Raw genomic sequence first — 12,248 nt, forward strand, 5'->3', positions numbered from 1 at the left:
ATTTAGAACAGAGTCATCGTAAATGAGGAGGGAATGTCTATGCGAAGAAAACACCGAGGTGAACTGCTGGGGTTGTCGGGGCGGGATATGTACTTTCTCAGTAGCGCAGTAGAGGTACAGAGATTTTGACCAGTATGGTGGATCGCTAAACTAGACTTAAATTTATTTTATTATGCCCCCTCCCCGACCGGTGGGATGAATAATAATGATAGCTTTATCGGGGTTGTGGCCAGCGTAAACTTGAATGTTAACTTTGGTAACCCGGGTCATTGACTCAAAAAATATAAGGAGGCAATACGTATCATGATGCAAGCAAAGGACTTTTTCGAGGTAGGACTCAAATTTCACGGGCATAAATGTCCGGCCATGCCGCTGGGTCTCAGAGCGGGAGCGGCGGCAATGAACGCTCTCGGTGCGGAGCGGTCTCAGGACAAAGAACTGGTACTGCTCGCCGAGACCGGCAATGACCATGCCGCCGGCTGTTTTGTCGATGGGCTGATGACGATTACGGGCTGTACGTATGGCAAGAGCAACATCAAAAAAACATACTACGGCAAAATGGCGTTTACGCTCATTGACACCCAGAAACAAAAAGCGGTACGTGTCCAGCTTAAACCGGAATTTTTCGGCAAGATGCTGCAGTCGCCTTTTGTACAGCAGCGTAAACAAGGCGTACCGCCGCAAGACGTACCGGCATCCATTACCGACCCGCTGGTAGAAGGGGTTATGAAGCGAGCGGAGGAGGAATTCCTGGATATCAGCCCGGTATTTGATTATCCGTTTGAAAAGGGCAAAGGCACCTTTGATACCGACTTGTGCGAAGCGTGCGGCGAGCGTGTGTTCGTTCATAAGCTGCAAGATGTAAAAGGAAAAAAGGTCTGCATTCCCTGCGCGGAAAAAACGAAATAGAAATAATAGTATGGATCACGAGGCCGCCGGCCTTGCCGGTGGCCAATATTATAAGGGCGGCGAATGATTATGATTGAAGTATGGGCTGGCTTGGTGACATTTGCAGCGACTACCGTATTAACAGTCGCTGGCGTGGGAGCCGCGTTTATTCTGGTTCCAATTTATTTGGCGTTAGGCATTGAACTCCATACGTCCATGAGTACAGCGCTCTTACTCAACGGGATTTCGATGATTTTTGCTTCGATTACGTTTGCCCGGGAAAAACTGATCCTATGGCGGCTGGCTTTACCCATTTTGATTGCGGCTACGGTACTGTCACCGGCAGGGGCTTATGCCAGCCAGTTTGTACCGCGCAATCATCTGTTGCTATTATTTATTCTCTTTCTCCTATTTGCGGCCTCCATGATGCTGTTTTATAAACCCGGCGGCAAGAAAAAAGTTGAAACAACGAACCAAGAAAAAAATGCGGTTGTAAATAACGGGTTCAATAATAAAGAAGGCAATGCTATGGACGGGATTAAAGGCATGTGGACTATCGGTGCGCCGGTGGGCGGTGTGGCTGGTTTCCTGGGCGGTCTCCTGGGAGTGGGCGGCGGCAATATTATTGTGCCGGCGCTGGTATGGCTGGGCATTTCACCCAAAAAGGCATCGGCTACCAGTTCGTTTATTGTAATCTTTTCATCACTGGCCGGATTTGCCGGTCGGGCGTCGTTAGGCAACCTCGACGGAGTGTTATTGGCTTATACGGTGGCCGGTTCGATAGCCGGGGCGCTCTTGGGCTCCTGGCTGATGAGTAAAAAACTGCAGAATAAACAAGTCAAGATTATAATTGGCGTTTTGCTGTATTTAATAGCTGGCAAAATGCTGCTTGACTTGTTAAAATAATACGGTATGCTAAAGAATATACCATTGATATTCTAAAATTCCCATTGTGCAGGCGCTGGTGGAGAAAGGCATGCTAGCAATATTTCCCGGCATTGTATCAATATCAATCATTATTAATTATTGGGTATTTATTTAATGCGATTTTGTAGGAGGTAGAAGAAATGGCGGAAGAGATTGTTACTAAACTAACGGCGGATTTTTTCAAAACCCTTTCTCATCCGGTACGGGTTGGCATTCTGCGCCTTCTTAAAGATGGGGAACGCTGCGTATGCGAGATGATTGAGGAACTTGATATCGAACAATCGAATTTATCGCAGCACTTAGGTGTTATGAAAAAGCAAGGCTTGATTGATTCAAGGAAGGACGGGCAAAAGGTAATGTATCGTGTTATTTATCCTTCCGTATTTGATGTGGTCGATGCGGTGGAGAAAACGCTCAGCGAACAGATTGCCCACAGCCAAAGTTTTCTTAAATTTTTAAAATAATGTGAGGTAATGGATATGAAAATTGAAATCCTCGGCATGGGGTGCCAAAAATGCAGCAACCTTGCCGTCTCTTGTCGTGGACGGCGTTGTTAAGTTACCCGGTAAGGAGGAAATCAAAGGCTTTCTCAAGTAAAATGAGGGTGAATACTGATATTTATATGTGTTGTTATCAAGGAGGCGTGAGGGAAAAATGAGAATTCTGGAAGAACAGTTAAAAGCAAGCAAGGCGGGTATCTCTTACGCGGTATTGACGGTAGCAGAAACGGAAGGTACATCTCCCTGTACAGTAGGTAAAAAGATGCTGTTGCTCGAAGATGGAACGACTTTGGGAACGGTAGGCGGCGGTGCGTTTGAACGTCAAGCGCTTGAAGAGGCTGCTCAGGCAATAAAAGAAAGACGAAGTTTTTATAAGCATTATGTTCATAGTCCCACTTACGAAGAACCGGGTCTGGGGTGCAGTTTTAAAGTGGGATTGCTGGTCGAAGCGGTCAGTCCCGGAATACAGCTTGTTGTTTGCGGCGCCGGGCATGTAGGCGGCGCGGTATTACAGTTCGCAAAGCTACTCCATTTTGAAACGACACTAATTGATACTCGGCTGCCTGAGCAAATTCAGGATAAGATAAACCTTGCCGACCGTTTTCTCGCCTGTAAGACATATGAGGAAGGCATTCTGGAAGGACGTATTCCGGACGGCGCTTACTATTTATGTTGCGCACCGACGCATACGCAGGATAAATCCGCCCTCAAAGGCGCACTGCAAAAAAGTTTTGCTTATGTGGGTATGCTCGGCAGCATGAAAAAAACAAAAGAAATGTATCAACAACTTGAAACTGAAGGGATCAGTAAGGCTCTGCTTGCTCAAGTCCACACCCCGGTCGGTCTGGATATCTGTGATATGTCGCCAGAGGAAGTTGCATTCTCTATATTGTCGGAGATTTTGATGATAAAAAACGGCGGCACGGGAAAATCCCGCAGGGATAGTACTTCCATGAACTATCCGAAGTCAGACTGAAAAAAGCTTATACTTGACGTAGCCATAGTTGATCGAAGTTAATATTCGAGAATTGGATAATGTGGCTGGTTAGCTGTCCAGCGACACAAAGAGCGGAAATAAAATATTTTATACCTCCAAGAAATTATGTGTTAAATATGCTGCTAAGCCCAATATAGAAGTACCGGGTGCGATATCGTCGGCTTGGGATTGTGCATTTGAAGGATAGAATCCACTTGCTCAACTAGAAAAAATTGAATGAATATTTGAAACTGGGTATTACGGAAAAAAATCCGTGTATTGTCTATAATGTGTCGTCATATGGTTCAGACATTTGCAGGTAAAGTGGGTTTTTTAAATAAAGGAATATGAATAATTAAATAATTATTTGAAGATTCATAAAAAATATTAGTGAAATTAAACTGATATATTGATTAATTGAAATTGTGTTTAATATTTTGTCTTGCTAAAATGATCATAAATTCTTGAAATATTTCAATGCGGAGAAAAAATGAGCCTTAGGAGGTATTTATATGATTTATGGTAATATAAAATGGTTAGGGAAGTCTTATGAGTATCCGGAAAAGATCTTTGAGATGCTAAAATATTTAAAAAATATAGATATATCTGAAATACCATTAGGGATACATGAAATTGAAGGAAAACAAGTATACATTGAAGTCATTGAAGTCGGTAAGTTGACATGGGAAGAACGAAAGGCGGAAACCCATCAGAAGTATATTGATATTCAGTTTTCGGCTAACGGTAAAGAACAATATGGTTTTGCGCCGGAAAGTCATCAAAACAATTTGGTTGAAAATTTGTTGGCTGAACGAGATATCTTATTTTTTAACAGCGTTGCTTATGAAAAGTATATTGACTCTAATCCAGGTGATTTCTTTGTTTTTTTCCCTAATGACGTGCACCGTTCCATATATAAATATGGTGATGAGCCCAAACTTCGTAAGGCAATTATCAAAGTAGCTGTAGAGCTTTTATAAGCAGCGGAAAAGTTTTTAAGAGAATGTCGTAAGAGAGGAGCGTCCCAATGAATCTGCAACATTTATATTATTTTAAGGCGGTAGCTCGGATGGAGCATTATGGAAAAGCTGCTGAAGAATTGATGACTTCTCAATCTGGTATAAGCTATGCTATTACTGCTTTAGAAGAGGAACTCGGTGTACCTCTGTTTCATAAGTACGGTCGGAATGTTAGGATCACCAAGTATGGTAAGGTATTCTTGGAATACGTAGAGGATGTTATTAGCCGTTTGGAGGCAGGCATACAAGAAATGCATGATCTGCGGCAGCCGAATTTGCAGACAGCGGTGATTGCTTGCATGGAGTCCTTGAGTACTCAGTATATCGTAGAATTAATTAAGCTCTTTAAAGCTTCTCCGGCAAGCCGGGATATTTGTTTTGAACTGTTGCAAATGGATACGATGGAAATGCTCGAAGGTATGAAAGCAGGCAATGTGTCCTTGGGTTTTGGGAATCGGATTGATGACAAAGATGTGGTTTCCATCCCTATTTACAGTGAAAAATTTGTGTTAATTGTTCCTTTGGGGCATAGGTTAGCCGATTGTCAGGCAGTCGATCTACCGGACATTAAAAATGAAGAGTTTATTTTCTTTTGCGAAGGACTTCATATCCAAAAATTAATTGATAATATTTTTCAAAGCGAAAATCTGAAAATCCATTCTCACTACCGAGCTGCGACCGATTCAATGGTGGCTCAATTTGTAGAAAGCGGGTTGGGGGTGGCCCTGATTCCGCACTCCCAAAGACTTCAGTCTTATCAGGTACAGGCAGTAGAGTTGAAGAACTGTGAATATAGACGTGAAATCTGTATGAATTGGCTCAAAGGAAGCGAATTGCTTACTGCTAATAAAAAATTAAGAGATTTCATTTTGTCCCATTATGAAAAATTAAATACATAACCAGCAGGTAAAGAAAAGCAAACTTATTAATAGACAGTTTGTTTTTTTTTTGCGAATTCCTAGATTAAATCATAAAAAATACAGATTGAATTAAAAAATACTTAGATTGTTTTAAAACATAGGATAGTGTTACAGTGTAATCACAGCCCGGCAAGAATTCAATGAGCGATTCGGGTGTATGGGAAAATATATATTATGCAATTACGGAGGAAAGAAAAAATGCGAAAAGTTGTAATGCTGCATGGTGTTAATCACAATATGTTTGGTAAGAGAGATCCAAAGCAATATGGTACGATTACGTTGGATGAAATTAATAACAATCTTTTTAACTTGGGTAAAGAACTGGGAATTGAAATTGAACCGCATCAATCGAACAGCGAAGGCGAATTTGTAGATTTTATTCATAAAGCAGTGCTGGATAAAGTCGATGGTGTGCTTATCAATGCGGGTGCTTGGACTCATTATAGTTATGCGATGAGGGATGCTCTGTTGATGCTGGAATGCCCGATTATTGAACTGCATATGTCTAATGTACATGCCCGTGACGAATTTAGACATTTTTCAGTGATCTCTGATATTGCGACAGGCGTTATTGTTGGTCTTGGTTCTGATGTATATACTCTGGGTCTTCGTGCTCTGTACAATCGCGATTTTAAAAAATAATTGAAGCCTAAATAAAACGCCTAATGAGGGGAATCGTCATGGCAAAAGGTATTCGGAACGGAAACAAAGCAAAGATCATGACAGCGGAAGTCGCCGTCAAGCTTATTAAGGATGAGGACGTTATTGTCTTTTCCGGCGCTGGCGGTGGTTTATCTGAGCCTACCAAACTAATTGTTGCTTTGGCTGATAGATATAAAAAAGAACAACAGCCGAAAAATCTGACATATTGGCATGCTACAGGACTTGGAGACCGGGCGGATCGAGGTATGTCGCCCTTAGCACAATCAGGGATGGTAAAACGAATCTTTGGCGGTCATTGGGGACAGTCGCCAAGGTTGGCCGAAATGGCTGAACGAAATGAGATTGAGGCTTATAATTTTCCCCAGGGGATAATGGCTCAACTTTTAAGAACGGCTGCCGCTCATCAACCGGGCATAATGTCTAGGACAGGGATTGGTACTTTTGTGGACCCGCGTCAGCGAGGAGGTCGTTTAAACGAGGTTACAGCTGAAGAATTAGTTAAATTAGTTGAATTTGATAACAAAGAATATCTGTTCTACCCAGCCGTATATCCTAATGTTGCTTTGATTCGCGGAACGACAGCAGATGCGGATGGTTATATTTCAATGGAAGATGAGATTGCTTATCTCGATACTTTAGCAGCAGCGCAAGCAGTTCATAATAATGGCGGCATTGTAATCTGTCAGGTGCAAAAAGTAGTAAAGAAAAGAACTCTCCATCCCAAGAGAATCAATATTCCTGGTTACTTGATTGAGGCACTTGTAGTAGACTCCGAACAGTCGCAGCTTTATGTTGGACCGCAGGTTAATCGGGTATTTTCCGGCGATTATAAGTTAGACTTGGAAGACATTACGCCGCTGCCGTTATCGCAGCGGAAGGTGGTAGCCAGACGATGTCTAATGGAAGTAAAGCCTGGCTTTGTGGGTAACGTAGGGGTTGGAATTGCGGATGGCATCGGAACGGTAGCTCAGGAAGAAGGTGTAAGCGAAGAATTTACACTTACTGTAGAAACGGGGCCGGTCGGCGGTGCTACTGCTCAGGGAATTTTCTTTGGAGCAACGATAAACTTGCAGGCATTATTGGATATGCCGGCCCAGTTTGATTTTTATCATGGCGGCGGGTTAGATGTATGCTTTTTGAGTTTTGCTGAAATTGATAAAAGAGGCAATGTCAACGTTCATAAATTTAACGGTAAAATAATGGGTACCGGCGGGTTTATTGATATTTGTCAAAATACAAAAAAAGTCGTGTTTTGCGGTACCTTACGTGCTGGCAACTTAAAGGAATCTATCGTAGATGGAAAATTAGTCATTGATCAGGAAGGCAAATTTGAAAAGCTGATTGATACGATTTCAGAAATCACCTTTAATGGCGAAGAAGCTTTGAAAAACGGGCAAGAGGTTATATATATAACAGAACGGGCTGTATTCCAACTAACGTTTAGTGGTTTGGAATTGATTGAAATTGCACCTGGCATGGACTTGAAAAAGGACATTCTTGATCAAATCGGTTTTTCTGTGAATGTTTCAAAGCAGTTAAAGAAAATGGATTCATGTCTATTTAGTGAAGGCAAGATGAATATTAAAGAAGAATTTCTAAACCGCTAAGCTAGTGCTTGATCGGTAAATAAAGGGGTGGACATTGTGGCGGAGGTAAAGGTACCTTTTGAAATAGGCGATACTTGCGAATTTACAAAGACTGTTAGTGAATCTGACGTATATGGTTTTGCAGGCATTACAGGCGATTTTAGCCAAATGCATACGAATGAAGCATTTATGCAGAAAACAATGTACAAGACGAGAATTGTCCATGGTGTGTTGTCTTTTGCTTTTGGTTCAACGGCATCGACGTTGATTCAACTACAAGCAAAGTCGCCGATTCCTTCTGTGTCATACGGCTATGATCGTTTACGGTTTATTAAACCTGTATTCATCGGCGATACATTGACAGCCAAATATACTATAACTGAGGTTGATAACGAAAAGTTGAAATCGGTTGCGAAGGTAGAAGTATTTAATCAACATGGTGATATTGTAGTAGCTGCGAATCATATTTTAAAGTTCTTTCCGTTGGAGGATGCGTAGTATACCCTTATCAATGAGGTGAAACAATGAAAATTTGTTTGTTAGGTGCAGGAGCATTAGGTTCAACGTTTGGCGGAACGTTGGCTGAGGCAGGAAATGAAGTTTATCTAGTGGATATTTTTAAGCCTTATGTAGAAGCTGTTAATAAGAGAGGCTTGATTTTTGCTGATGAACCGGATACGGTAGTAAGGGTTCCGGCATTTGAGAACACTAAATCTCTGGATGTTGTTGATTTCGTAATTGTCTTGGTGAAATCCTTTGCAACGCGTGAAGTCATTAATTCGGCTAAGAACATTATTGGTGATCATACGGTCGTGATGTCTTTGCAAAATGGTTTTGGCAATGAAAATATGATTGCTGATGTTATCGGTTCGGATAAGGTTGTCTCCGGGAAAACTTATGTCGGCGGTGGCATGCTTGATGTTGGCTATGTTCGGCGAACTATTAAGAATAAGATGACCTATATAGGGGAATTGACCGGTAAAAAAACCGAACGGATTCAAAAGATTGCCGATGTGTTAAATGCTGCTGGCATGATGACAGAAGTATCCGATAATATTATGGGTCTGATATGGGACAAATTACTGATCAATGCGGCTACTGGTGCGTTAACTGCGATTACAGGCTTACCATATGGTCCGATTTATCAGGATGAAAGTATTCCTGAAATTAAGCAGGTTGGGATGGCAGTTATTCGGGAAGGTATTGCTGTGGCTCATAAGAAAAACATTCGTCTAAAAACAGAGGATGTGGAAAAGATTTGGTATATGGCTGCAGAGAATCTGCCATATGAATTTAAAACATCTATGCTGCAGAGTTTTGAACGTAAGATGAAAACCGAAATTGATTACTTTAATGGTGCTATTGCTCGTGAAGGAGATAAGTTTGGTGTAGAGACCCCGATAAATAAAACGCTGGTAGCCTGTGTTAAGGGAATTGAATACAGGATGTTTAATAAAAAATAATTTTACCCCTCTCTCTCATTTACTTAACATAATAGATATTATCGGACGTTGGTGGTGGAGAAAAAAATGAACCCGTGCGTGTATGTTAGGGTTCATTTTTTTTGTATTGCTTTTGTTCCAATTCTTATTATCCGGTCAACCGGTTTAAATTCATCTGTAGCAAGAAACTCCCGGCTGATCTCTTTGCCGTTTAGCGACTTAATCCGATAGGTGGTTACCAAAAATCCTTTTTGGCCTTCGGATTCAATAATTTGTTTTCCTAATTCCAAATTAGGATCTTGTTTTATGACCGTATTGGGTTCCAAAACTTTTTTTGTAGTCGCTGCAACGTGAATTTCGGGCGAATTGGGTTTTGGGTGGCCCAAAACATAAAAGGTAACCTGATTATCGGTGACTTCATTGGTGATATAGATATTATTTGGTAAATTGTTGGCAAAAACAAAGTCAATTAAATGATCGGCTACGGTAGCATCCTGGCCAACCGGTACATACCCGGGTGGATGAAAATGAGAAGTCCGTTCCAGAATTTTGAGATCAGCCAACAGGACCGCATTATAAAGGGTACTGCTTATCTGGCAGACTCCGCCGCCCCAATCCGGCACAAGGTTGCCGTCAATGAAGACAGGAGCCTCTTTGTAGCCATTTTGCGGCGAACGAAGCCCTACCTGAGTATTAAAGGAAAATTTTTGACGAGGCCGCAACAAAACGCTATGAATCCTCTTTGCCGCCAGGCGAATATTTTGGTCCCGGTTGTTGTCCGAGGGGTCAAACTGCGTGGTATAAGATGCAATAACCCCATCAATGTTGGCAAGGTCTTTCGCGGTTATCTGAGGAGTGGTCTCCTGCACGATAAGAGGAACGCTGGCATAGAGATCACTGTGGAGCTTGCCTAGAGCTGCCGCGACCGTTTTGGAGATATCGACTTTTCGGCCGGTCACTTCGGAAATTACATTGATTACAGTGCCATTTTGGCTTTGTTTTATGCGCGCATCCTGCGCCGGACGGTCTATTGAATTGGCAATGCCGGTTAGAATATGCACAAGTTTATCTTTATTATATGATAACGGTAAGGAAATCTGGTAGCCCTGATTTAAGGTCAGATAACGCTGCAGCAGGCGATGAATGATATTACCGTTTCTGCCGACATCATAGGCGCCCAAGGCAAGGTTATGAGCATCAATGGTCAGATCAAAATTTTGTGGCGTAATCGGCCATTGTTGCTTATTATACGTAAATAGGATGACGGGACGATCCCAATACTGCTGAAAATGGTCCCGGATTTTCTGTTCGGCAGCATCGACGGATAAACCGCCTACCGGGATCCCCCCCACCGTGACACCTTGATAAATTTCGTCGGTCATCATAAATGCACTCATGGTGGCAAATAAACTAACAGAACTAAACAGAATAATAAAGCCTAAAAAAACAATCAAATTGCTTACACGTTTAGATATTTGAATCTGCACAGCCGAGCACACTTCCAATCAAGGCATAGATTAATATTATATTACTAGTGTTGCTGTTTACTGAGTGCTCATCGACAGTTCTACCAATTTTCCCGCTAATTTCGCTTTTTGTAATACCTCTTCCGTGATTTCACCACCCTGCTCAACAATAACCACACCGTGATCCGTTTCAATCCGGCGACTGGCTTTTTTGCCTACCAGAAATTTGCGATGCCGCTCGTCAAATTTTTTGGCGGAATCATCCGTTGGTTGTTCCGGCTGGCTAGGCTCCACCGGAGCGGAATCCGGCGTAGTGGCAGTTTCTGCCGGTACAGCTTTTACTTCGGCGGGCTTTGTTACGATAGCGGAGGCCGGTTTGTTGTGGTCCTGGGCTGGTTCATCGGCAGGGGCAGTAATAACGAGTACACTTTTACCAAATGTTACAATGCGCTGTGACGGAATCTGAACGATATTGCCGCTGATTTCTTCAATTTCACAGGCAGAAATTTTTCCCGCATCATCAATAATAAATTCAGTTACTTTTCCTGTGATCTGACCGGTTTTGGTTAAAACCTTAGTGCCGATAATTTTGACCTCTTCTGCTAATAACTGTTCCAGTTCAGGAACATCATGAATGTCCAGCAGGCTATTACCGGCCTCTACCGTTACAGCATACTCACCAATGCTGATAATTGCCGTATAAGGCAGCAGCTTGGCGCCAAGATACCATTTGCCGTCATCAATCAAAAGTGCGGCAACAGTGCCTTCGCCGGGATTGATGACAAGGTCTTTTACGGTGCCAAGCTCGCTACCCTCACTGATACTGACAACAGATAACCCCAAAATCGATTCGCTTTTTTTCATTGTAGATAGCCCTCCTATTTATTATATAAATAAAAGCATAAATTGAAGTTTCATGTCAGATTGCGCCATTCGTGAAATTCTTCATCAATTTCTTTAAATATGGCCGGTGGAATATCCTGATAAGGTATAAGACCAAGACGATGCTGTAATAATGTATTTTTAATAATTCGCAGATAGGCAATCGTATTAACAAACTCCGTTTCGATACTGTCTGCATTTTTTGACCCGGGCAGGTTTCTGCCGTCGGAAAGCACTGTAATGGCTTCGTCGTAAGCACCTTTATTTTTCAAAATATTAGCAATTTCCATAACTAAATAAGGTGCAACCTCATCACTTTTGTGGAGCTGGAGGGCCTTTTGGAAGGCCGCAAGAGCCTGCAGGTCATTGTGCTGTTCTTTTTGGGTAAAAGCATAAGCAAGCAGATCATCCAGTGAGTTTAGTCCGGCTTCCTCGATGATAACATTCATAACATACTCCTCAGCAGGGGCTTCTGAAGTAATAAAGACTGGAGACGAAGCCCCTTTTTCTTTTACTTCCTCATTTAATTCTAATTCTAATTCCGCGGCGACGTCTGCTGCCGCTTCCTCTTCTGATGCGGCAATGAGCTCCAGAACGTCAGCCGGTACTGCACAGTCAATAATAGAATCACAATCGTCCTCTTCGCTGCTAGCCGGCAATAAGGCTGTATTTTGTTCGGCGATCGCAAGTTCGGCTGGGAAAGATGCTGCCGTTTCAGTTTGTTCCTGAATGAGGTCGGAGTTTACTTCTGCTATTGCCGGGGGTTGCTCCGTAAGCCCAGTTTTTTCAATTATAAAGGAGAAAGAAGCCTCATTATGTATATCAAGATCAAGAATTATTTCCTTCTGGCTTTGCCGGGTTTGGGCAACATCGTCGAAATAAGCAATCAGGTAAGCGAAAATAACGGCAAAAACAGCCAAAACCACAATGGTACCGGCCAGGCCGGCAAAGCCTACGACAACACGCGGTAAGACAATGC

General features: G+C 42.4%; 13 protein-coding genes. 10 read left to right on the forward strand and 3 right to left on the reverse strand.

Annotation, left to right across the window (positions count from 1 at the left end; genetic code table 11):
• Positions 1–303: 303 nt before the first annotated feature.
• The 10 genes from LUCIF_RS05800 to LUCIF_RS05845 all read left to right on the forward strand — a co-directional run bounded on the left by LUCIF_RS05800 (position 304) and on the right by LUCIF_RS05845 (position 8,942).
• A complete protein-coding gene (locus LUCIF_RS05800) occupies positions 304–909 on the forward strand; it encodes an FmdE family protein (protein ID WP_122626939.1) in 606 nt (201 codons plus the stop codon).
• A 69-nt stretch (positions 910–978) separates the two neighbouring features.
• Positions 979–1,794 carry a sulfite exporter TauE/SafE family protein gene (locus LUCIF_RS05805; protein ID WP_122626940.1) on the forward strand — a complete coding sequence of 272 codons (816 nt, stop codon included), beginning with the start codon at positions 979–981 and terminating at the stop codon, positions 1,792–1,794.
• A gap of 161 nt (positions 1,795–1,955) precedes the next feature.
• The gene (locus LUCIF_RS05810; protein WP_122626941.1) at positions 1,956–2,279 is read left to right on the forward strand and encodes an ArsR/SmtB family transcription factor; all 324 of its coding nucleotides are present in this window, start codon (positions 1,956–1,958) and stop codon (positions 2,277–2,279) included.
• A gap of 190 nt (positions 2,280–2,469) precedes the next feature.
• Positions 2,470–3,291, forward strand: a complete 822-nt coding sequence (locus LUCIF_RS05815; protein ID WP_122626942.1) for an XdhC family protein — start codon at positions 2,470–2,472, stop codon at positions 3,289–3,291.
• A gap of 512 nt (positions 3,292–3,803) precedes the next feature.
• Positions 3,804–4,271, forward strand: coding sequence for a NanQ anomerase/TabA/YiaL family protein (locus LUCIF_RS05820; RefSeq protein ID WP_122626943.1), 468 nt, complete (start codon positions 3,804–3,806; stop codon positions 4,269–4,271).
• Positions 4,272–4,318: 47 nt separating this feature from the next.
• The gene (locus LUCIF_RS05825) at positions 4,319–5,209 is read left to right on the forward strand and encodes a LysR family transcriptional regulator (protein WP_122626944.1); all 891 of its coding nucleotides are present in this window, start codon (positions 4,319–4,321) and stop codon (positions 5,207–5,209) included.
• Between the two features lie 219 nt (positions 5,210–5,428).
• Positions 5,429–5,872: a type II 3-dehydroquinate dehydratase gene (aroQ, locus tag LUCIF_RS05830; RefSeq protein ID WP_122626945.1), complete on the forward strand. Its 444-nt coding sequence runs from the start codon at positions 5,429–5,431 to the stop codon at positions 5,870–5,872.
• A 38-nt stretch (positions 5,873–5,910) separates the two neighbouring features.
• Positions 5,911–7,500: an acyl CoA:acetate/3-ketoacid CoA transferase gene (locus tag LUCIF_RS05835; protein ID WP_122626946.1), complete on the forward strand. Its 1,590-nt coding sequence runs from the start codon at positions 5,911–5,913 to the stop codon at positions 7,498–7,500.
• A gap of 36 nt (positions 7,501–7,536) precedes the next feature.
• The gene (locus LUCIF_RS05840) at positions 7,537–7,977 is read left to right on the forward strand and encodes a MaoC family dehydratase (protein ID WP_122626947.1); all 441 of its coding nucleotides are present in this window, start codon (positions 7,537–7,539) and stop codon (positions 7,975–7,977) included.
• Between the two features lie 26 nt (positions 7,978–8,003).
• Positions 8,004–8,942, forward strand: a complete 939-nt coding sequence (locus tag LUCIF_RS05845) for a ketopantoate reductase family protein (protein ID WP_122626948.1) — start codon at positions 8,004–8,006, stop codon at positions 8,940–8,942.
• Positions 8,943–9,034: 92 nt separating this feature from the next.
• Here the strand turns inward: LUCIF_RS05845 and LUCIF_RS05850 are convergent, their stop codons facing one another.
• From LUCIF_RS05850 to LUCIF_RS05860, 3 genes are all read right to left on the reverse strand, one after another.
• Positions 9,035–10,306 carry a VanW family protein gene (locus LUCIF_RS05850; protein WP_207857076.1) on the reverse strand — a complete coding sequence of 424 codons (1,272 nt, stop codon included), beginning with the start codon at positions 10,304–10,306 and terminating at the stop codon, positions 9,035–9,037.
• Between the two features lie 159 nt (positions 10,307–10,465).
• The gene (locus LUCIF_RS05855; RefSeq protein ID WP_122626949.1) at positions 10,466–11,251 is read right to left on the reverse strand and encodes a PRC-barrel domain-containing protein; all 786 of its coding nucleotides are present in this window, start codon (positions 11,249–11,251) and stop codon (positions 10,466–10,468) included.
• 50 nt (positions 11,252–11,301) lie between these two features.
• The gene (locus LUCIF_RS05860) at positions 11,302–12,189 is read right to left on the reverse strand and encodes a hypothetical protein (RefSeq protein ID WP_165865904.1); all 888 of its coding nucleotides are present in this window, start codon (positions 12,187–12,189) and stop codon (positions 11,302–11,304) included.
• Positions 12,190–12,248: the final 59 nt, after the last annotated feature.

The organism is Allolucifera butyrica (assembly GCF_900476375.1).
Classification (GTDB): domain Bacteria; phylum Bacillota; class Negativicutes; order Sporomusales; family UPPP01; genus Lucifera; species Lucifera butyrica.